The sequence below is a fragment of the Cellulomonas wangsupingiae genome (genome assembly GCF_024508275.1).
In the GTDB taxonomy this organism is placed as follows: domain Bacteria; phylum Actinomycetota; class Actinomycetes; order Actinomycetales; family Cellulomonadaceae; genus Cellulomonas; species Cellulomonas wangsupingiae.
Window position 1 is genome coordinate 2,840,299 of record NZ_CP101989.1, and the last position, 21,030, is coordinate 2,861,328.

General features: G+C 71.8%; 13 protein-coding genes. 2 read left to right on the forward strand and 11 right to left on the reverse strand.

What is annotated here, in order from left to right; all coding sequences use genetic code 11:
• The first annotated feature begins 124 nt into the window (after nucleotides 1–124).
• A complete protein-coding gene (locus tag NP075_RS13080) occupies nucleotides 125–1,546 on the forward strand; it encodes an extracellular catalytic domain type 1 short-chain-length polyhydroxyalkanoate depolymerase (RefSeq protein WP_227565607.1) in 1,422 nt (473 codons plus the stop codon).
• Nucleotides 1,547–1,689: 143 nt separating this feature from the next.
• A complete protein-coding gene (locus NP075_RS13085) occupies nucleotides 1,690–2,157 on the forward strand; it encodes an aromatic ring-opening dioxygenase LigA (RefSeq protein ID WP_227565608.1) in 468 nt (155 codons plus the stop codon).
• Nucleotides 2,158–2,206: 49 nt separating this feature from the next.
• Here NP075_RS13085 and NP075_RS13090 read toward each other — a convergent pair whose 3' ends face one another.
• The 11 genes from NP075_RS13090 to pulA form a co-directional block, all read right to left on the reverse strand.
• Nucleotides 2,207–2,995, reverse strand: coding sequence for an ATP-binding cassette domain-containing protein (locus NP075_RS13090; protein WP_227565609.1), 789 nt, complete (start codon nucleotides 2,993–2,995; stop codon nucleotides 2,207–2,209).
• Nucleotides 2,996–3,057: 62 nt separating this feature from the next.
• Nucleotides 3,058–4,275, reverse strand: coding sequence for an ROK family transcriptional regulator (locus NP075_RS13095; protein ID WP_227565618.1), 1,218 nt, complete (start codon nucleotides 4,273–4,275; stop codon nucleotides 3,058–3,060).
• A gap of 124 nt (nucleotides 4,276–4,399) precedes the next feature.
• Entirely contained in the window at nucleotides 4,400–5,578 is a 1,179-nt protein-coding gene (gene mmsB / locus NP075_RS13100; RefSeq protein WP_227565610.1) for a multiple monosaccharide ABC transporter permease, read from the reverse strand.
• Nucleotides 5,575–7,131 (reverse strand): multiple monosaccharide ABC transporter ATP-binding protein, encoded by a 1,557-nt coding sequence (gene mmsA / locus NP075_RS13105; protein ID WP_227565611.1) that lies wholly within the window; start codon nucleotides 7,129–7,131, stop codon nucleotides 5,575–5,577. Before mmsA (NP075_RS13105) ends, mmsB (NP075_RS13100) begins: the two co-directional genes overlap by 4 nt.
• Before the next feature lie 78 nt (nucleotides 7,132–7,209).
• Entirely contained in the window at nucleotides 7,210–8,367 is a 1,158-nt protein-coding gene (chvE, locus tag NP075_RS13110; RefSeq protein ID WP_227565619.1) for a multiple monosaccharide ABC transporter substrate-binding protein, read from the reverse strand.
• Between the two features lie 285 nt (nucleotides 8,368–8,652).
• Entirely contained in the window at nucleotides 8,653–9,435 is a 783-nt protein-coding gene (locus NP075_RS13115; protein WP_227565620.1) for an ATP-binding cassette domain-containing protein, read from the reverse strand.
• Nucleotides 9,436–9,500: 65 nt separating this feature from the next.
• Nucleotides 9,501–10,727: an ROK family transcriptional regulator gene (locus tag NP075_RS13120; RefSeq protein WP_227565621.1), complete on the reverse strand. Its 1,227-nt coding sequence runs from the start codon at nucleotides 10,725–10,727 to the stop codon at nucleotides 9,501–9,503.
• Between the two features lie 47 nt (nucleotides 10,728–10,774).
• Complete coding sequence (gene mmsB / locus NP075_RS13125) at nucleotides 10,775–12,010, reverse strand: multiple monosaccharide ABC transporter permease (RefSeq protein ID WP_227565622.1); 1,236 nt, start codon at nucleotides 12,008–12,010, stop codon at nucleotides 10,775–10,777.
• Nucleotides 12,007–13,554: a multiple monosaccharide ABC transporter ATP-binding protein gene (gene mmsA / locus NP075_RS13130; protein ID WP_227565623.1), complete on the reverse strand. Its 1,548-nt coding sequence runs from the start codon at nucleotides 13,552–13,554 to the stop codon at nucleotides 12,007–12,009. Before mmsA (NP075_RS13130) ends, mmsB (NP075_RS13125) begins: the two co-directional genes overlap by 4 nt.
• An 88-nt stretch (nucleotides 13,555–13,642) precedes the next feature.
• Nucleotides 13,643–14,773, reverse strand: a complete 1,131-nt coding sequence (gene chvE / locus NP075_RS13135) for a multiple monosaccharide ABC transporter substrate-binding protein (protein ID WP_227565624.1) — start codon at nucleotides 14,771–14,773, stop codon at nucleotides 13,643–13,645.
• Nucleotides 14,774–15,032: 259 nt separating this feature from the next.
• The gene (pulA, locus tag NP075_RS13140) at nucleotides 15,033–20,894 is read right to left on the reverse strand and encodes a pullulanase-type alpha-1,6-glucosidase (protein WP_227565625.1); all 5,862 of its coding nucleotides are present in this window, start codon (nucleotides 20,892–20,894) and stop codon (nucleotides 15,033–15,035) included.
• Nucleotides 20,895–21,030 lie beyond the last annotated feature (136 nt).

Below are 21,030 nucleotides of genomic sequence, written 5' to 3' on the forward strand. Positions count from 1 at the left end.
TTCGCGTCGTGCGGGGAGCGCCCCGCGGGGAACATGCTCGGCTCGACGGTCCGACAAACGTTCTCGGACCGGTCGACGACGCCGGGCGTACCGCCGCGCCCGGCAGGGCGAGAGGACCCCCGCGATGAGACTCTTCCGCTCCGGCGCACGTCGCCGTGCCGCCGTGCGCGCCGGGGTGCTGGCCACCGCGCTGACGCTGGGCCTGACGGCCGCCGTGCAGCTCGCGACCGCACCACCGGCGCAGGCCGCGTCGCTCGTCGAGGTGACGGGGTTCGGCACCAACCCCGGCGGGCTCAGGATGCACCTGTTCGTGCCGGACCGGGTCGCACCCACCCCGGGCATCCTCGTCGTCGTGCACTACTGCACCGGCAGCGCGCAGGCGATGTACAACGGCGCGCAGTTCGACGAGCTGGCGTCGCAGCACGGGTTCATCGCGGTCTACCCGAGCACCGACCGGCCCGGCAACTGCTTCGACGTCTCCTCCACGGCCGCCATGACGCGTGACGGGGGCAGCGACCCCCAGAGCATCGTGCAGATGGTCCGGTACGTGCAGCAGCGGTACACCACGGACACGTCGCGCGTCTTCGTCACCGGCGTCTCGTCCGGCGCGATGACGACGCAGCTGCTGCTCGCCGAGTACCCCGACGTGTTCGCGGCCGGGTCCGCGTTCGCGGGCGTCCCGGCGACCTGCTTCTCGACCGGCGGCGCCAAGCCGGGGACCACCGCGCAGGCCGGGTGGAACAGCGAGTGCGCGCAGGGCCGGCGGATCCTCACGGCGCAGCAGTGGGGCGACCTGGCGCGCGCCACGTACCCCGGGTACACGGGCAAGCGCCCGCGCGTGCAGCTGTGGCACGGCACCAACGACGAGACCCTCGGCTTCCAGAACTTCACCGAGGCCACCAAGCAGTGGACCGACGTGCTGGGCCTCAGCGCCACGCCGAGCAGCACCGAGACCATCGGGTCGAACCGCACCCGCGCCCGCTACGGCGGCACGGGCACGCAGGCGCCGCTCGAGACGAACCGCCTGCAGAGCACCTCCCACAACCTGCCCGTCGACGCCGCCGCCGCCATCGCGTTCTTCGGCCTGGACCAGGCCGGACCGTCCCCGACGCCGACGCCCACCGTGAGCCCCACACCCACGGTCAGCCCCACGCCCACCGTGAGCCCCACGCCCACGGTCAGCCCCACGCCGACCCCGACGGCGACCCCCACCCCCACGCCCCCCGCCGGGTCGTGCGCGGTGTCGTACACCGTCAACCAGTGGAACACGGGGTTCACGGCGAGCGTCACGATCCGCAACACGTCGGGCACCGCGCTCGACGCGTGGTCGCTGCGGTGGTCGTTCCCGTCCGGGCAGCAGGTGACGCAGGCGTGGAGCAGCACCGTGACGCAGGCGGGCAGCACCGTCACGGCGGCGCAGGCGCCGTGGAACGGCCGGATCCCGGCGGGTGGGTCGGTGCAGTTCGGGTTCAACGGGACGCACAGCGGCACCAACGCCGCCCCGAGCTCCTTCACGCTCAACGGGGCGGCCTGCACGACGACCTGAGGCGGGCCGGCGGCGACCACGGAGGCAATGTGACCCAGGTCACATGAAGCGTTTTGTTGAGTATCTCCTTGAGATTTCACCCACCACCGTGAGTCCACCGGTACCGCTCAGGGGGCCGGTACCGCACGAACGAAGGGGTACCCATGTCCGCCGACGTCGCACCCACCGCCGCATCCGCCGGCGCCACGCCCGCCGCACCACCCGCCGACCGGCGCGTCCGCGTCCTCGGCACGCTGCTCGTCGCGCTGGGCCTGCTCATGGGCCTCGCGGGAGTCGGGACCTGGGCCGCCATCGCCCAGGGACTCGCGCAGGAGGAGATCACGGTCTCGGAGGACGCGGCCGCGTTCGCCGGGCAGCCCGTCGTGACGCCCTGGACCGTCTGGGCGCAGGCCGAGGTCATCCGGGCCGACCTCGACGAGATGACCGGCGGGCGCACCTACGCGGAGATGGACCGTGAGGACCCGCAGCGTCCAGCCGTCGCGACCGGCACGTTCCTGCGGGCGTCGCTCATCACGTCGGTCGTCGCGTTCGGCGTCGCCCTCGCGCTCGTCGGGGTCGGCACGGGGTTCGTCCTCGGCGGGCTCGGCCTGCGCGGCGCCGCCGCCCGCTGACCCGATCGGCCGACGGCCCGGGCGTGCGCGTCCGGGCCGTCGGCCGACCTCAGCCGACGGCGCCCAGCGGACGCGCGGGAGGCACCTGCGTGGCCCCCGTGATCGCCGCCAGCAGCTCCTCCTGGGAGACGTGCCGCGCGTCGAACGACCCGTTGTTGCGGCCGTGGCGCAGCACCTCGATGCGGTCCGACACGGCCCGCACGTCGTTGAGGTTGTGGCTGATGAGCACGACACCGAGACCGAGCTCGCGCAGCCGCTCGATGTGGTTGAGCACCTCGGCGGTGTGCGCGACCGACAGCGCCGCCGTGGGCTCGTCGAGCACGACGAGCCGGGGCGACCCGATGAGCGTGCGCGCGATCGCGACGGTCTGGCGCTGACCGGCCGACAGGTGACCGATCGGCGTGCGGACCGACGGGATGCGGCTGGTGAGGTCCTGCAGGATCCGGCGGGCCACCCGCTCCATCTCGCCGTCCCGCATGAGCGTGCGTTCCCGCAGCTCACGGCCCAGGAAGAGGTTGGCCGTGACGTCGAGGTTCTCGCACAGCGCGTAGTCCTGGAAGACGGTCGCGATGCCGGCCTGGTGGGCGTCCGAGGGCGAGGTGATCGCGACCTGCTCACCGCCGAGCTCGATCAGGCCGCCGTCGGGCTGCAGGACGCCGGAGACCACCTTGGCCAGCGTCGACTTGCCGGCCCCGTTGTCCCCGACGAGCGCGACCACCTCGTGCGGGTGCACCACGAGGTCGACGCCCACGAGCGCCTCCACGGGCCCGAACCGCTTGGACACCTGCCGGACCGACAGCACCGGCGTCCGGTGGCCGGCACCCGCTGTCCCGCTCATCTGCCCTCCGTCGCGCACGTCGTCTCCAGTCGATCCCCGGCCCAGGGGGCCGTCCATCGTCGTCATCCCGCGCCGCCCGTCGCGGCGTCGATCCCGCCCCCGGCCTCGGCCGACTCCCCCGAGGTCCCCGTCGCGACCGCCTGGTCCGTCGCCTCCAGCGCCATCGCGAGCGCGCCGAGCACCGACGCCCGCACCCCCAGGTCCCCCGCGACCACGTCGAGCGACACGACCTGGTTCAGCGGCACCCGGCGCGCGATCGCCTCACGCATCGGCTGCAGCAGCACCTCCCCCGTGCCGGCCAGCTCCCCACCGACCACGATGCACTGGGGGTTGACGACCATCGCCATCGTCGCGACGACGCCGGCGATGACGACGCCCGCGTCCGCGACGACCTGCCGGCAGCCGGGGTCGCCGTCGACGGCGCGCTGCACGACGTCGCGCACGGTCAGCGCCCCGTGGCTGACGGCGAGCGGCTCGACCAGCGCCGGGTACCCCACGACGGTGTCGAGGCAGCCGCGCGAGCCGCACCGGCAGATCCTCCCCTGCGGGTCGACCTGCACGTGACCGATCTCCCCCGCGGTGCCGCCGAAGCCGCGGTGCAGGTGGCCCGAGAGCACGATTCCCGCGCCGGTCCCGGCGCCCACCGAGACGTACACGACGTCCTGGTAGCCGCGGGCGGCGCCGAACCGGCTCTCCGCGAGCGCACCGAGGTTGGCCTCGTTGTCGACGAGGACGGGCTTGGCGAGGCGCTTGGCCAGGACGTGCACGACCGGCGTCTCGTCCCACCCGCGCAGCACGCCGCGGACCGTGACGAGCCCGGTGCCGGGCTCGACCGGGGCCGGCAGCCCGACGCCCAGGCCGACGAGGTCGTCGAGCGAGGCGCCGACCCGCTCCAGCAGGTCGACGACGAGCAGGGCCGCGCGGTCGAGCGTGGTGTCGGCGCGGTGGTCCGCCGGCAGCGGCAGGCTCTGCTCCGCGACGATCTCGCGCGTCACGTCGCCCAGTGCGACGCGCAGGTGGCGCGGGCCGACGTCGACGCCCGCGGCGAGCCCGGTGCTCCGCGCGATCGTGACGAGCTGGGCCCGTCGCCCCGAGCGGATCGTGCTGCGCGTGTCGACGACGCCTGCGGCGAGGAGCTCCTTGACGATCGAGCTGACCGTGGCAGGCGACAGGCTGGTCGCGGCGGTGAGCTCCACCTGGGTGAGGCCGCCGTACCGCTTGACGGTCTCGACGACGAGGGCCCGGTTGGCGCCCCGGAGGGACGACTGCGATCCCGTCATCGGTCCCCTCACGTCGGCCGAGCCTAGCGGTGACACGGTGCGGCGCAGGTCACGCCCCCACGGGCGGCGCGCCGGACGACGCGGGCCCGCACCGGATCACCGGCACGGGCCCGCGCAGCCCTGGTCAGCGCGCGTCGGCGCGGCGCTTGTTCCAGACGTCGAACGCGACGGCCAGCAGGAGCACGAGGCCCTTGACCATCTGCTGGATCGACTGCGGCACGCCCATGAGCTGCATGCCGTTGCTCATGACGGCCATGATCAGCGCGCCGGTCATGGCGCCCGTCACACGGCCCACGCCACCGGTCGTCGACGCCCCGCCGATGAACGCGGCGGCGATGGCGTCGAGCTCGAACATGTTGCCGGCGCTCGGCTGGGCGCCGTTCATGCGCGAGGAGTACACGACACCGGCGACGCCCGCGAGCAGACCCATGTTGACGTAGGTCCAGAACGTGACGACCCGGACCTTCACGCCGGACAGCTGCGCGGCGTTGAGGTTGCCGCCGATGGCGTAGATGTGACGGCCGAACACCGAGCGCTGCGTGATCACGGAGTAGGCCATGATCAGCACCGCGAGCAGGATCAGCACGTTCGGCAGGCCGCGGTACTGCGCGAGCTGGTACCCGAACCACATGACCACGGCCGCGATCGCCACGATCTTGCCGACGAAGATCGGCATCGACTCCACGACCTGCTGGTAGGCGATGCGTCCGCGGCGCGTGCGCCACTGGCTCACGGCGTACCCGACGACCGCGATCGCGAAGATCACGAGCGTGAACACGTCGACGCCGTAGCCGCCGAACCAGCCGTTGGTCGAGAACCCGTTGGCGATGTCGTAGTACGTGCCGCCGAAGGGCGACAGCGACACGTTGTCGAGGACCCGGTACGTCATGCCGCGGAACAGCAGCATGCCGGCCAGCGTGACGATGAAGCCGGGGATCCCGACGTACGCCACCCAGAAGCCCTGCCACATGCCGACCAGGACGCCCACCACGAGGGCGGCGAGCACGCCGACCCACCACGGCGCTCCGTGCCGGATGACCAGCACACCGGCGACCGCCCCGGTCAGGGCCACCACCGACCCGACGGACAGGTCGATCTGCCCCAGCACGATCACCATCACCATGCCGATGGCGAGGATGAGGATGTAGGAGTACTGCAGGACGATGTTCGTCAGGTTGCCGGGGCTCAGGAAGTTCGAGTTCAGGAACGAGAAGAGCAGGACGATGAGCACGAACGCGATGAAGATGCCGCTCTGGCGGACGTTCCGCGTCACCATGTCCCGGAAACCGGCGATGGCCGTCATGATGCAAGGTCCTTTGCTGTCTCGCGCTCGATGGTCATGAGCTCCATCAGCCGCTCCTGGGTGGCCTGCGCGACGGGCACCTCACCGGTGATCCGCCCGAACGCGAGGGTGTAGATGCGGTCGCAGATGCCGAGCAGCTCGGGCAGCTCGGAGGAGATGACGACGACCGCCTTCCCCGCCGCGACCATCTCGTTGACGATCGTGTAGATCTCGTACTTGGCACCGACGTCGATGCCGCGGGTCGGCTCGTCGAGGATCAGCACGTCCGGCTGGGTGTAGAGCCACTTGGCCAGGACGACCTTCTGCTGGTTGCCGCCGGAGAGCTTGCCGGTGATCGCCATGACGGTCGGCGCCTTGATGTTCAGGCTCCTGCGGTACTCCTCCGCGACCTTGATCTCCTCGTTGCCGTTGACCCAGCCCCGGGGGGCGAGGCGGCGCATGCCGGCGGCGGAGATGTTGCGGCGGATGTCCTCGATGAGGTTCAGCCCGTACCGCTTGCGGTCCTCGGTGGCGTACGCCAGGCCGTGCTCGATCGCGTCATCGACGTCGCGCAGGACGATCTCGTGACCGTTCTTGTAGATCCGGCCGGTGATGCCGCGCCCGTACGAGCGCCCGAAGATGCTCATCGCGAGCTCGGTGCGCCCGGCCCCCATGAGGCCGGCGATGCCGACGACCTCGCCCGCCCGCACGTTGAAGGACGCACGGTCGATGACGATGCGGTCCGCCTGGGTGGGGTGGCGCACCGTCCAGTCCTCGACCCGCAGCACCTCGTCGCCGATCTGCGGCGTCCGCTCCGGGTACCGGTGCTCCAGGTCGCGCCCGACCATGCCGCGGATGATGCGGTCCTGGGTCGAGCCGGGCTCGCTCATGTCGATCGTCTCGATGGTGCGCCCGTCGCGGATGATGGTCGTGCGGTCGGCGATCTCGGCGATCTCGTTGAGCTTGTGGCTGATGATGATCGACGTGATGCCCTGCTCCTGGAGCTGGCGCAGCAGGCCGAGCAGGTGCTCGGAGTCGGTGTCGTTCAGCGCCGCGGTCGGCTCGTCGAGGATGAGGAGCCGGACCTCCTTGGACAGCGCCTTGGCGATCTCGACGAGCTGCTGCTTGCCGACACCGAGCTGGGACACCTGCGTCGTCGGGTTCTCGACGAGCCCGACGCGGGCGAGGAGCGCCGCGGCCTCGGAGTTGGCCTTGTTCCAGTCGATCAGCGGGCCGCTGCTGCGCACCTCGTTGCCGAGGAAGATGTTCTCGGCGACCGACAGGTGCGGCACCAGCGCGAGCTCCTGGTGGATGATGACGATGCCGCGGCTCTCCGAGTCGTTGATCGAGCCGAACTCGACCTCCGCGCCCTCGTAGACGATCGCGCCGTCGTACGTGCCGTGCGGGTAGACGCCGGACAGGACCTTCATCAGGGTCGACTTGCCGGCGCCGTTCTCCCCGCAGATGGCGTGGATCTCGCCGCGCCGCACGGACAGGTTGACGTCCTGCAGCGCCTTGACGCCCGGGAAGGTCTTGGTGATGGACCGCATCTCGAGGATGTCGCTGTGGTCCATGACCCCTCCGTTCAGTGGTGGGTCGGGTGGTCGGGCACGGCGCGCGGCCCGGCCCGAGGGCCGGGCCGCGCGGCCGGGTCAGTCGGAGACGCCCGAGGCGACCTCGGCCTCGGTCCAGTACTCGGACTCGACCAGCAGCGGCGTGATGTCGGCGGCGAACACCGTGTCGACGTCGAGCAGGTACGACGGGACGACCTTGACGCCGTTGTCGTACGTGTCGGTGTCGTTGGCCTCCGGCTCCTCGGCGTTGATGAACGCCTCGGCGACCTTGATGGACTGGTCCGCGAGCTTGCGGGTGTCCTTGAAGATCGTGGAGGACTGCACGCCGTCGGCGATGAGCTTGACCGACGCGATCTCCGCGTCCTGGCCGGTCACGATCGGCAGGCCGGCCTCGATGGTCGGGCCCTGGCCGACGCCCTGGAGCGCCGTGATGATGCCGCGCGAGATGCCGTCGAACGGCGAGAGCACGCCGGCGAGCTTCGAACCGTCGGAGTACGTGGAGGTGAGCAGGTCCTCCATGCGCTTCTGTGCGGCCTCCTGCGACCAGCGCAGCGTGGCGACCGTGTCGAAGTCGGTCTGGCCGGACTTCACGACGAACGTGCCGTCGGTGATGTAGGGCTCGAGGACCGACATCGCACCCTCGAAGAAGAACCCGGCGTTGTTGTCGTCCGGCGAGCCGGCGAACAGCTCGATGTTGAACGGCCCGGTGACACCCGCGACCTCGGCGCCCGTCTCGTCCACGAGGCCCATGCCGCGCAGCAGGGCGGTGCCCTGGGCGACGCCGACCGCGAAGTTGTCGAACGTGACGTAGAAGTCGACGTTCTCGCTGTCGCGGATGAGGCGGTCGTAGGCGATGACCGGGATGTTCTGCGCGGCCGCGTTCTCGAGCTGGCTCGTCAGCGCGGTGCCGTCGATCGACGCGATGATCAGGACGTCGGCGCCGCTGGTGATCATCTGGTCGATCTGCTGCGTCTGGGTCGGGATGTCGTCGCCCGCGTACTGCAGGTCGACCTTGTACCCGAGCTCCTCGAGGCCGGCCTTGACGGCGTTGCCGTCGGCGATCCACCGCTCGGACGTCTCGGTGGGCATCGCGACACCGATGGTGATGTCGCTCTTGTCGGCGCCGTCGCCGGCACCCTCGGTGCTGTCGGTGCTGCCCGCACCGCCGCCGCCGCAGGCGGCGAGGCTCAGGGCGAGGGCTCCGGCCGCTGCCGCCATGGTGATCTTGCGTCGCATCTCGTGCGCTCCTTCTCGTCGTCGAGAGGTTCCTGTCCCGAATTCATCGGGCGTCCGAGCGCGGCCGTTGTGCCGCACTCGACCGGAGGTACCGGCTGCGTGGGCCGTGACATGGGGTCGTCGTCGTCCCGCTGCAGTGCGCCCACTCTGCTTTCGTTCGGAACCCGAAGTCAAACGACATCGGGCGAATATTGGTTACGAACTCATCACGACACGCGTGCGCGCCACGAACGGGGGATCTGGGAGCGCGCCCACGGTGCGGTCGGTGGACGACGACCGCCCGGCTCAGGACCGGGCGACGGCCGGACGCAGGTACGCGTCGGGGCGCACCGCGCCCGTGATGGCGCCGAGGATCGACTCGTAGCCCGTCGTCCGGGCGTCGAAGGAGCCGTTGTTGCGCCCGTGGCGCAGGACCTCGATGCGGTCGGCGACCGAGCGGACGTCGGTCATGTTGTGGCTGATGAGGATCACGCCGAGCCCCAGGTCGCGCAGCCCTTCGATGTGCATCAGCACCTCGGCCGTGTGTGCCACCGACAGCGCGGCCGTCGGCTCGTCCAGCACGACGATGCGCGGGGCGCCGATGAGCGTGCGCGCGATGGCCACCGACTGCCGCTGCCCGGCCGACAGGTCCGACAGCGGGATCCGCACCGACGGGATCCGGCTGCTCAGGTCCCGCAGGGTCTGCCGGGCGATCTGCTCCATGCGCTCGTCGTCGCGCACCCCGCGCGCGGAGGACAGCTCGCGCCCGAGGAAGATGTTGGACGTCACGTCGAGGTTGTCGCACAGCGCGAGGTCCTGGAAGACGGTCGCGACCCCGAGGCCGTGGGCGGCCGCCGGCGTGGGGATGCTCACGGGCACGCCGTCGATCTCCATCAGGCCCGTGTCGGGCGTCACCACGCCCGCGACCATCTTGGCGAGCGTCGACTTGCCGGCGCCGTTGTCCCCCACGAGTGCGACGACCTCGTGGCGGTGCACGTCGAGGTCGACGCCCACGAGCGCCTCGACCCCGCCGAACCGCTTGCTGATGCCGCGCATCGAGAGCAAGGGCACCCTTGTCGCGTCAGCCATGCCAGACCCACCTGCTCCCCGTCGCGCACGCGTCACGTGCAGTGAAACCCCCTGCCCTCGTACGGTCAACCCTGGTCGTGCTCCGCCGGCCCGTCCGGCTCGGGCAGGGGGACGTCCTCCTCCACCCGCACCGGGACGTCCGCCGACCGCAGCGCGAGCACCAGGGCGCCCATCACCTCGGCCCGCTGCCCGAGCGCGGCCGGCACCACCTCGAGCGGGGCGATCTGGTTGAGCAGCACCCGGCGCCGCACCGCCTCGCGCAGCGGTCCCAGCAGCACCTCTCCCGTCTCCGCGAGCTCGCCGCCCACGACCACGCACTGCGGGTTGACCGCCGTGCCCAGGCCCGCGACGACCGCGCCGATCGCGGCGCCCGCGTCGGCCACGACACGCACGAAGCCGGGGTCGCCGTCGCGCGTGCGCGCGATGACGTCACGCAGCGCGAGCGACCCGTGCGTCGCCCGCAGCGGCTCGACCAGCGCGTTCGCACCGACCACCGTGTCGAGGCAGCCGCGTGACCCGCACCGGCAGATGTGGCCGGCCGGGTCCACCTGCGCGTGCCCGATCTCCCCGGCCGTCCCCGCGAACCCGCGGTGCACCTGCCCGTTGATGACGATGCCCGCGCCGGTGCCGTACGACGCCCGCACGTACACCGCGTCGCGGTACCCGCGCGCCGCACCCAGCGTCGACTCCGCGAGCGCCCCGAGGTTGGCGTCGTTGTCGACGAGCACCGGCCGCCCGAGCCGCTTGGTCAGCACCTGCCCCAGGTGCTCCCCCTCCCAGCCGCGCATGATGCCGGGCACCGAGACCATCCCCGTGTCGGTGTCCACCGGTGCGGGCACGCCCACACCGATGCCGACCACCTCGTCGAGGCCGGACCCGATGCGCTCGAGCAGGTCCATGATCAGCAGCGCGGCGCGGTCCAGCGTCGTGTCCGACGGGTGCTCGTACGGCAGCGGCAGCATCTGCTCGGCGACCACCTCGTGCGCGAAGTCCCCGAGCGCGACCCGCAGGTGGCGGTGGCCGACGTGGACGCCGACCGCGAGCCCCACGCGGCGGGCCAGCGTGACGAGCTGCGCCCGGCGCCCGCTGCGCGTCGTGACGGCCGTGTCGACGAGCCCGGCGGCCAGCAGCTCGCGGACGATGTTCGACACGGTCGCCTGCGACAGGCCGGTGGCGGCGGCGAGCTCGACCTGCGTGAGCCCGCCGTACCGCTGCACCGTGCCGACCACCGAGGCCTTGTTCGCCTCGCGCAGGGACGTCTGCGAGCCTGCCGCCGTCGCTCGCCCGCTCACGAGGGCAACCTACCGGCGCGTACGTCCCTCACCGCGGTACCGAGGCCCTACTGCGTGCCCGCGCGGCGCTTGTTGAGCAGGTCGAACGCGACGGCCAGCAGCAGCACCAGCCCCTTGATGGCCTGCTGCCACGACGGGTCGACCGACAGGATCGACAGGCCCATGTTGAGCACGCCCATGATGAGCGCACCGACGATGGCACCCGCGACACGGCCGACCCCACCCGTGACCGCCGCACCGCCGATGAAGCAGGCGGCGATCGCGTCGAGCTCGTAGTTCACGCCGGCGGACGCGATCGCCGCACCGGCACGCGCCGTGGTCATGACGGCGGCCACGCCGGCGAGCAGGCCGATGTTCACGAAGATCAGGAAGTCGACCTTGCGCGTGTTCACGCCCGACAGCGCGGCGGCCGGACGGTTGCCGCCGATCGCGTAGATGTGCCGGCCGAACACCGTGCGTCCCATGAGGAACGAGTACGCGACGACCAGGATGCCCACGATGACGAGCACGATGGGCGTGCCACCGGCCGACAGCGACAGGATCACCGTGAAGACGCCGATGCCCAGCACGACCATGGCGATCTTGGTGACGAACAGGCCCGTGGACTCGACGTGCAGGTCGTGGCGGCGCAGCGCGCGCCGGGCACGCACCTGCGTGAGCGCGATCGCCGCGATGGCGGCCGCACCGATGACGAGCGTGACGACGTCCATGTTGTTGACGAATCCCAGGACGTTCGGCAGCGACCCCTTGGAGATCCGGATGAACGCCGAGGGCAGGCCCGCGAGCGTCTCGCCCACGACGACGAGCGCGAGACCCCGGAACACGAGCATGCCCGCGAGCGTGACGATGAACGCCGGGATGCCCACGTACGCGACCCAGAACCCCTGCCACGCCCCCACCAGCGCACCCAGCGCCAGGCCGACGAGCACGGCGACGATCCACGGCGTGTCGAAGTCACGCATCGTGACCGCGACGACGCCGCCGACGAAGGCGACCACGGATCCCACGGACAGGTCGATGTGCCCGGCCACGATGACCATGAGCATGCCGATCGCGAGCACCATGATGTGCCCGTTCTGCTGGAACAGGGCCGCGACGTTGTTGGCGAGCAGCAGCTTGCCGTCGGTCAGCACCTGGAACAGCAGCACGATGACGACGAGCGCGGCGAAGATGCCGTACTGGCGCGCGTTGCCCCCGAGCCCTTGCAGCCGCTGCGCGACCGAGAGACGCGGTGCGTCGGGGGGCGTCGGGGAGGGAAGGTTGAGGTCGGTGGTCGTGCTCATCGGGCGATCCCGTCCTTGTCCATCGTCATGAAGTGCATGAGGTGCTCCTGGGTCGCGTCGGCCCGGGCCACCTCGCCCGTGACACGACCCTGGCTGAGCGCGTAGATGCGGTCGCAGACCCCGATGAGCTCGGGCAGCTCCGAGGAGATGACGAGCACGCCCTTGCCCTCGTCGGCGAGCCTGTTGATGATCGTGTAGATCTCGTACTTGGCGCCGACGTCGATGCCACGCGTCGGCTCGTCGAGGATCAGCACGTCCGGGTCGGTGTAGATCCACTTCGACAGGACGACCTTCTGCTGGTTGCCGCCCGACAGCTTGCCGACCAGCGCCGCGACCGTCGGGGTCCGGATGTTCAGCTCCTTGCGGTACTGCTCGGCGACCCTCAGCTCGGTCTCGCGGTCGACGACGCCGCGGCGCGAGAGCCTGTCCAGGCCCGCGGAGGACACGTTGTGCTGCACGGTGTCGATGAGGTTGAGCCCGAACCGCTTGCGGTCCTCGGTCGCGTACGCGATGCCGTGGGCGATCGCCTGCTGCACGCTACCGGCCGTGATCTCGCGGCCGTCCTTGTAGAGCCGGCCGGAGATGCCCGTGCCGTACGAGCGGCCGAAGACGCTCATCGCGAGCTCGGTGCGGCCGGCGCCCATCAGACCGGCGAGCCCGACGATCTCGCCGCGCCGCACCGTCAGGCTGGCGCGGTCGACGACCTTGCGCGCCTGGTCGACCGGGTGGTGCACGGTCCAGTCCTCGATGCGCAGCACCTCCTCGCCGATGGTGGGCGTGTGCTCGGGGAAGCGGTGGTCGAGCGGGCGTCCGACCATGCCGCGGATGATGCGCTCCTCGGTCACGGGGTCGTCGCCGTGCATGTCCAGCGACTCGACCGTCTGCCCGTCGCGCAGGATCGTCGTGGTGTCGGCGATCGCCTCGATCTCGTTGAGCTTGTGGCTGATGATGATCGAGGTGATGCCCTCGGAGCGCAGCCCTTCGATGAGGCCGAGGAGGTGGGCGCTGTCCTCGTCGTTGAGGGCGGCCGTCGGCTCGTCGAGGATGAGCAGGCGGACCTCCTTCGACAGCGCCTTGGCGATCTCGACGAGCTGCTGCTTGCCGACGCCGATGTCGCTGACCCGGGTGTCGGGCCGCTCGGCGAGGCCGACGCGCCCGAGCAGCCGGGCGGCCTCGGCGTTGGTGCGGTTCCAGTCGACGACGCCGCGCTCGGCGCGCTCGTTGCCGAGGAAGATGTTCTCGGCGATCGACAGGTACGGCGACAGCGCGAGCTCCTGGTGGATGATGACGATCCCCCGGCGCTCGGAGTCCCGGATGCCCCGGAACTCCTGCACCTGGCCGTCCAGGACGATGTCGCCCTCGTAGCTGCCGTGGGGGTAGATCCCCGACAGCACCTTCATGAGGGTCGACTTGCCGGCGCCGTTCTCGCCGCAGATCGCGTGGATCTCCCCGCGGCGCACGGCCAGGGTGACGTCCGCGAGCGCCTTCACGCCGGGGAAGGTCTTGGTGATGCCGCGCATCTCGAGGATGTGCTCGGTGTCCATGTGTCCTCGCTGGCTGGTCCGGGCGGGCCGTGCGTGTCGGGTAGCCGGCCGGCCGCGCGACCGTGGTGGTCGCGCGGCCGGCGAGGTCTCACATGCCGAGGTCGTCGGCCGTGTAGAAGCCCGACTCGACGAGCACGTCGACCGTGTCCGGCGTGATGACCTGCGGGTCCAGGAGGAACGTCGGCACGACCTTCTCGCCGTTGTCGTACGTCTTCTCGTCGTTGACCTCGACGGTCTCGCCGTCGACGATCTGCTGGATCATCACGGCGACCTGGTCGCCCAGCATGCGGGTGTCCTTCCACACCGACATCGACTGCTTGCCGGCGATCATGTTGAGGACGTTCGCCTGGTCGGCGTCCTGACCAGTCAGCACCGGGTAGTCCGCGCCGGGTGCGTAGCCGGCGCCGGCGAGCGCCTGCGCGATGCCCAGCGCGAGGGAGTCGTTGGGCGACAGCACGACGTCGACCTGCGTGCCGCCGGCGTAGAACGAGTTGAGCCGGTTCTCCATCTCCGACTGGGCCGTCTCCGACGCCCAGGCCTGGATGCCGATCGACGCCCAGTCGTCGTTCGACGCCGGGGCCTTGCCCGACGGCACGACCAGCTTGCCGCTGTCGACGTACTCGGACAGGACGTCCCAAGCACCGGCGAAGAAGAACTTCGCGTTGTTGTCGTCCGGCGACCCGGCGAACGGCTCGAGGTTGAACGGGCCGGCCCCGCCGGCCAGGTCGAGCGCCTCGGCGATGAACTCGCCCTGCATCGTGCCGACGCGGTAGTTGTCGAACGTCGCGTAGTAGTCGACGTTCGGGGTGTCGTTGATGAGGCGGTCGTAGGCGATGACCGTGACGCCCGCGTCGGCCGCCTGCTGGAGCGTCGGCGCGAGCGCCGTGCCGTCGATCGCGGCGATGACGAGGATGTCCGCGCCCTGGTTGATCATGTTCTCGAGCTGGGTCGCCTGCTGGTCGACCTTGTTGTCGGCGTACTGCAGGCTCGTCTCGTAGCCCGCGTCGGTCAGCAGCTCCTCGAGGTGGGCACCGTCACGGTTCCACCGCTCGAGGCTCTTCGTCGGCATCGCGATGCCGACGAGCGTCTCCTCGGCGCTCCCCGCGCCCTCGGTGCTCTCCGAACCGGAGTCGCGCTCCGTGCTGCAGGCCGCCATCGACCCCACGAGCACACCTGCGGCGACCATGGCGATCGCGCTCTTCTTCCACGCCAGTGACATCGTTGTCCGCTCCCTCGCGTCGCGCCGCCCGCCACGACGTCCGTCGTCGCGGTCCCGGGCGGCATCGGTGCCGGTGCCCGGTACGGCTTCGCGCTGAATTCAAGACCTGAAGGCTTGCGAGAGCAAGGGACGTGACCAATCCGTGTCCTGACCGTATCCGGCGACCGTTTGCCACCCTCTGCGTGCGGTTCGTGCCGGACACGCCGCGCGACGGACCGGGACGAGCGGCACGACCCTCGCCCCGGTCCCCCACCTGACTTCAGGGCCTGAAGCCACCGTGCGCGGTCTCCACCAGCACCGCCACCGTCCGTGCGGGCACCACGACCGTCCCCGTCGCCCGGTCCCACGTGGTCGTCCGCACCACGGGGTCGGCGCCGCCGGCCTGCACCGGGGACAGCGCGTAGCGGCGACCGGCGAGCGCGTCGAAGCGCTGCGTCGTGGGCTCGTCCGACGCGTTGACGACGACGAGCAGCCCGTCGAGCCGCCGGTCGACGTCCGTGCGCCACGTCCACCGCGACCAGTCCCACCCGGCCCGGTCGTCGACGTGCATCACCACGACCCCGGGCGTCGCGTCGGCGCCCGCGCCCGGGAACGTCACCTTCTGCTCGATCAGGTCCGCGTCCCCGAGCCGGAACAGCCGCGTCGAGGACCGCAGCTCGAGCAGCTCGGTCGCCGCCGTGCCCGCCGCGGCGATGTCGTCGGGCGTCGGCACGAGGGCCGGGTCGGCCAGCAGCGGCTGCTGGAACGGCCACTTCGCCTCGTTGTCCGGTGCCGGCGGCAGCCCGCGGGCGAAGCCGTTGGTCTGCCCCGACCAGTCGAGCACGTTGAACCAGTCGCCCGAGTCGTAGGAGTTGCGGTCCAGGGACTTGCTCCGCAGGAGGTCCGCGCCGGCGTGCCAGAACGACGGCGTCTGCGCGAGCGTCGCCGTCGCGAGCGACACCGTGTTCATCCGCACCCGGTCCGCCATGGACGTGTCCTGCGGCAGCTTGAGGTACAGGTTGTCGAACAGGGTCTCGTTGTCGTGCGCGTCGACGTAGGTGACGACCTCCTCCGGGGAGTCGGCGTAGCCGGCGGGCTGCCCGTTGTAGTCGACCTGGTCGCCGCGGCGCACGGTGCCGTCGCTCGTCGCCAGCTCGTAGTCGCGCAGGTTGCCCGCCATGCCCAGCCGGACCAGGTCGGCCTGGTGCTGCACGCGTGCGAGCTGCTCGTCGGTGGTCCCGTTGACCGCAGCACCGTTCGGGTCCGTGAACGCACCCGAGCCGAAGCCCTGCAGGCGCGGGTCCTCGTCGAACGGGCCGCCGCCGCGCACCGCGTCACGCAGCCGGTCGGAGAAGGTCCCGATGCCGGTCCCGCCGAGCTGGCCCTGCGTGGCCTGCTCGAACAAGCGGTTGTCGGCCACCTCGCCGAAGTTCCAGCCCTCGCCGTACAGGTACACCTTGCGTCCGTCGACGCCGTCGCGCCGCGGCGTGAGGCGGTCGAGCGCGTCGCGCACCGCCTCCATCGTCTGGCGGGAGTGGTGCCCCATGAGGTCGAACCGGAAGCCGTCGACCTTGTGGTCGCGGGCCCACGTGACGACCGAGTCGACCATCATCTTCTCGGCCAGCGCGTGCTCGGTCGCGACGTTCTGGCAGCACGTCGACGTCTCGACCTGGCCCGTGGCGTTCAGCCGGTGGTAGTACCCCGGGACCACGCGGTCGAGCACGCTCTTCGCGTCCTGCCCGCTGGCGGCCGTGTGGTTGAACACCTGGTCGAGCACCACCTGCAGGCCGTCGGCGTGCAGCGCGCCGACCATCGAGCGGAACTCGGCGATGCGGGCGCCACCGTGCGCGTCGACGGCGTAGGAGCCCTCGGGCGCGGTCCAGTGCCACGGGTCGTAGCCCCAGTTGAAGCCGTCGGAGCCCGCGACCGCGGTGACGCACGCCTGCTGCTCGGTCGAGTCGGGCGGCAGCGACGCGAGGTCGCAGGCCGGGCGGGCCTGGGCGGCGCGGTCCTCCTCGATCGAGGCGATGTCGAACGTCGGCAGCAGGTGCACCGTCGTCAGGCCGGCCTCCGCGAGGTCGCGCAGGTGCTCGCGCCCGTCGCTGGAGCGCACCGCGAAGGCGCCGTACGTGCCGCGCAGGGCGGCGGGGACGGTCGCGTCCGAGATCGAGAAGTCGCGCACGTGCAGCTCGTAGATGGTCTGGTCGACGGGCCGGACGACCGGCTGCGCCGTGCGCTCCCACTGCCGCGGCCGGTAGCGCCGGTCGTCGAGGTCCACCAGCACGCCGTGCGTGCTGTTGAGCGTCAGGGCGACGGCGTACGGGTCGGTCACACGGTTGACCTCGACCTGCCCGGTCGTGGGCGCGTAGACGGTCACCTCCCACAGGTAGGCGCCACCGGACCACGACGACGGCCCGGACGCGGTCCACGACCCGTCCCGCTGCCGCGACGCGTCGGTGCGCACGGGGTCGGCCTCGAGGTCGACCGCACCCCGGCGGTCGGCGGGCCACACGAGCAGGTCGACGTCCTGCGCCGTGGGTGCCCACAGCGCGAGCGACGGGCGACCCCTCGACCACGTCGTGCCGAACGTACGCTCGACGGCCTTGCCGCTGTACAGGTCGTCCAGCACGCCGGGCACCTGCACCCCCGTCACGGCCTGGGCGACGTCGGCGGCGTCCGCCTGCCGCACCAGCAGCTGGCCGGTGAGCAGCCGCTCGACCGTTCGCCGGTCGGCGTCGACCCGCAGGGCGAGGTACCCCTCGAGCGCGGGGAACCGTGCGAGCTGGTCGGCGGTGAGCCCGCCGGGCACGAGGGTCAGCCCGACGTCCTCGCCGCCCGTGACCTGGCCGTCCACCACCTCGAGCGCGGCGTCGGGGGATCCGTGCAGCGAGAACCGCAGCGTCGCGGGGTCGGTCCCGATCGCCACGAGCGACGTGGGCCAGGCGATCGTCCGCCGGTCCAGCCACTGCGCGGCCAGCTCACCCGTGCCGGACAGCGGGGGGTCCGTGACCTGGACGGTCAGCACGTGCGTCGTCAGGTCGTACGTGAACGTCACGGGCGAGCCCCCGGGCACCGTGAACGCGATGTCGGCGCCGCCGGGCACACCGTCGGCACCGTAGTTCTCGTCCCACGTCAGCCCGTGGGCGACCTTCACCCCGTACGTCCCGGCCGCCAGGTCGGGCAGCGTGAACGTCGCGGTGCCGTCGCCGTCGCCGTCGACCAGCGCCGTCTCCAGGCACGCGGGGTCCCAGTCCGCCGGGCAGCCCGCCTCGCTCTGGTACGAGCCCGGCAGGGTGATCAACGCGCCCTGCGCGGACGACGTGGCCTGGTGCGTCGTCGCGTCGTACACGAACGTCACCGGCTGCGGCGCGTCACCCGTGACGGTGTACGTGAGGTTCGCGCCGCCCGGCGCGCCGCCGGCGCCGTAGTTCTCGTCCCACGTGCCGCCGATCGCGACCTTGTACTCGTAGGAGCCCGGCGGGATCGTGAACGTCCCGGAGTACACCAGGCCGTTCGTCGAGGTCAGGCGCGCGGCCTCGCAGCCGGGCTGCCAGTCCGCCGGGCACCCCATGGCCGCGTTGTGGCTGCCCGGGACCGTGACGTGCACGTCCCCCGGGCCGGGCGGCGGCTCGACACCGTCGACCGCGACGCCCACGCTCGCGTACGTCGACGCGGCGCTGCGGTGGCCCGTCACGTCCTCGCGCACGGCGCGGTACTCGACCAGGGTGCCGGGAGCGAGCTCCGCCACGTCGTGGAACACGCGCGGGTCGGCCGTCTCGGCCGTGCCCAGCGGCGTCCAGTCGCCGTCCCCCACGACGCGGTACGCGAACGACGTCGTGGCGTAGGCGTCGTCGGTGTCCGCCGCCACGGGGGCGAGGCCGGTGAGCGCGGCGCCGGCACCCGGGGCGGTCAGCGTGATCGCGTCGTCACCCGCGGCGACCGTCGCACCGGCCCGCAGCACCACCGAGCCGTGCGCGGGCACCGTGAGCCCGATCGTGCCGTCCGCCGCGGCCTCGACCGGCGCCGCGTCGACCACGTCCGTGCCCGAGGTCGCCAGCAGCGGGGTGAACGCCGCGCCGGGCGTGAGCGTGTCGACCGTGACGGCCGCCGGCGCGTCGGCGTTGTTGAGCGCGACGAGGTGCTCGACGTCGTCGTCACCGATGCGCGAGAACGCGTACACCGACCCCGCGGCGAGACGCTCGACCTGGGCACCGGACGTCAGCGCCGGGGTGGTCGCGCGCAGGTCCGCGAGGGCCGCGACGTGCGCGTACAGGGGTGCGTCGGTGTCGTAGCGGTCGACCGCTCCCGCCGGCGTGCCGTCGAGCAGGGCCTGGTCGGCGTACTGCGCCACCTGCGTGGCGAACAGCGACTGGCGCGCGTCCTTGTCCTTGCCGGCGAGCGGCCCGTCACCGACGAACCCCTGCTCGTCGCCGTAGTAGACGACCGGCTGACCGCGGCTCGTGTACATCAGCGCGTGCGCGAGCCCGGACCGCGCCTGCGGGTCCGGCGCGTCCTTGACGGCGTACCCGATGCGGCCCATGTCGTGGTTGCCGAGGAACGTGGGCAGCGCCTGGGCGTTGCTCGTCGCCGTCGTGTACAGGTCGTCGCTCGCGAACAGCGCCTGCAGGCCCGCGGCCGACAGGCCCTTGGCGTAGTTCGCCGCTGCGGCCTGGAACGAGAAGTCGAGGACGGCGTTCATGTCCGTCTCGCGGACGTACGGCGCGGTGAGCGCGGCGTCGGCGTCGTAGACCTCGCCGAACATGAAGAAGTCCGGGTCGCCCGCCGCGGCCGCGTGCTGCGCGACCTGCGTCGTGAAGACGTCCCAGAACTCGCGGTTCACGTGCTTGACGGTGTCGATGCGGAACCCGTCGACGCCCAGGTCCACCCACGCCTCGTAGACGTCCACGAAGCCGTCGACCACGTCGGGGTGCTCGGTCATCAGGTCGTCGAGACCGTCGAAGTCGCCGTGCGTGACGGACTCGCCCGTCCACGTCGAGTTGCCGCGGTTGTGGTACAGCGTCGGGTCGTTGAGCCAGGCGGGGACCTTGAGGTCGGCGTCCGCCGGGTCCACGACCGGCGTGTACGGGAACGACGCGGCCGCGTCGAGCGCCGGGAAGTCGTCGGTCCCGGCGTAGGCGGCCGGGTCGAACGGGACGCCCGCGGCGTCGCGGTACGGCTCGGTGGACTGCTCGACGTACGTGTACTCCCCCTCGGCGTAGTCGACGACGTCGGCCGTGTGGTTCGTGATGATGTCGAAGTAGACCTTGATGCCGCGCGCGTGGGCGTCGGCGATGAGGGCCTCGAGCTCGGCGTTCGTGCCCAGGTGCGGGTCGATGCGCGTGAAGTCGGTGACCCAGTACCCGTGGTAGCCGGCCGACGCGTCGGCGCCCTCGCCCTGTACGGGGCGGTTGAGGAACGAGGGGGTCAGCCAGATCGCGGTCGTCCCCAGGCCCTCGATGTAGTCCAGGCGCTCGCGCAGACCCGCGAGGTCGCCACCGTGGTAGAACCCCTTGTCCGTGGGGTCCAGGCCGGTGGCCAGGCGGTCGCCGGCCAGCCCGCCGGCGTCGTTGCCGGCGTCGCCGTTGGCGAAGCGGTCCGTGAGGACGAAGTACAGCTGCTCGCCCGCGCCCGGGTCCCGCACGGGCTCGGCGACGAGCGGGGCGTCGTCCTCGGTGTAGCCGCCGGTCAGGTCCGTCACGACCACCGACGTGCGGTGCGTGGTGTCGTCGTAGGTGAACGTGAGGTCGGCGGGACCGGCCAGGACGAGCGGCGTGTTCGCGTCGCCGCCGTCCGCCCCGTACGCCGCGTCCCAGCTGCCGTCGAGCGCGACCTTCCACTCGTGCGCACCGCCGGGCACCGTGAACGTCGCGGAGAAGCGGCCGGGCACGTCGGTGGCCGCCAGCGTCGTCGCGGCGCACGCGGGGTCCCAGTCGTCGGCGCAGCCGAGCTCGCTCTGCAGGCTGCCGACGAGCGTGACGGAACCCGCAGCGGCGACCGCCGGCGGACCGAGCGCGACGAGCGCTCCCCCGAGGACGACGGAGCCGGCCGCGAGGCCGGCGACGGCGCGTCGGACGCCGGTGCCGCGGGTCGCGCGGGCGGACGTCCGGCGGGTGCAGGGGCGTGGCAGGGCGGCGCCGACCATCGTGACTCCTTCGTCGCGGCACTCCGTCGTGCCGTCGGTGGCTGTCCTGGGAACCTAGCCCGCTGCAACGTGTTGCAGCAAGGTTTCGGTCATACCCGACGCACCGGGCACCACGACGCGAGCGCGATCCGGCGGG

Bases quoted from the DNA above. Each gene is read 5' to 3' on its own strand.
- NP075_RS13080 (WP_227565607.1), top strand. From the start codon at position 125: ATGAGACTCTTCCGCTCCGGCGCACGTCGCCGTGCCGCCGTGCGCGCC.
- NP075_RS13085 (WP_227565608.1), top strand. From the start codon at position 1,690: ATGTCCGCCGACGTCGCACCCACCGCCGCATCCGCCGGCGCCACGCCC.
- NP075_RS13090 (WP_227565609.1), bottom strand. From the start codon at position 2,995: ATGAGCGGGACAGCGGGTGCCGGCCACCGGACGCCGGTGCTGTCGGTC.
- NP075_RS13095 (WP_227565618.1), bottom strand. From the start codon at position 4,275: ATGACGGGATCGCAGTCGTCCCTCCGGGGCGCCAACCGGGCCCTCGTC.
- mmsB (WP_227565610.1), bottom strand. From the start codon at position 5,578: ATGACGGCCATCGCCGGTTTCCGGGACATGGTGACGCGGAACGTCCGC.
- mmsA (WP_227565611.1), bottom strand. From the start codon at position 7,131: ATGGACCACAGCGACATCCTCGAGATGCGGTCCATCACCAAGACCTTC.
- chvE (WP_227565619.1), bottom strand. From the start codon at position 8,367: ATGCGACGCAAGATCACCATGGCGGCAGCGGCCGGAGCCCTCGCCCTG.
- NP075_RS13115 (WP_227565620.1), bottom strand. From the start codon at position 9,435: ATGGCTGACGCGACAAGGGTGCCCTTGCTCTCGATGCGCGGCATCAGC.
- mmsB (WP_227565622.1), bottom strand. From the start codon at position 12,010: ATGAGCACGACCACCGACCTCAACCTTCCCTCCCCGACGCCCCCCGAC.
- mmsA (WP_227565623.1), bottom strand. From the start codon at position 13,554: ATGGACACCGAGCACATCCTCGAGATGCGCGGCATCACCAAGACCTTC.
- chvE (WP_227565624.1), bottom strand. From the start codon at position 14,773: ATGTCACTGGCGTGGAAGAAGAGCGCGATCGCCATGGTCGCCGCAGGT.
- pulA (WP_227565625.1), bottom strand. From the start codon at position 20,894: ATGGTCGGCGCCGCCCTGCCACGCCCCTGCACCCGCCGGACGTCCGCC.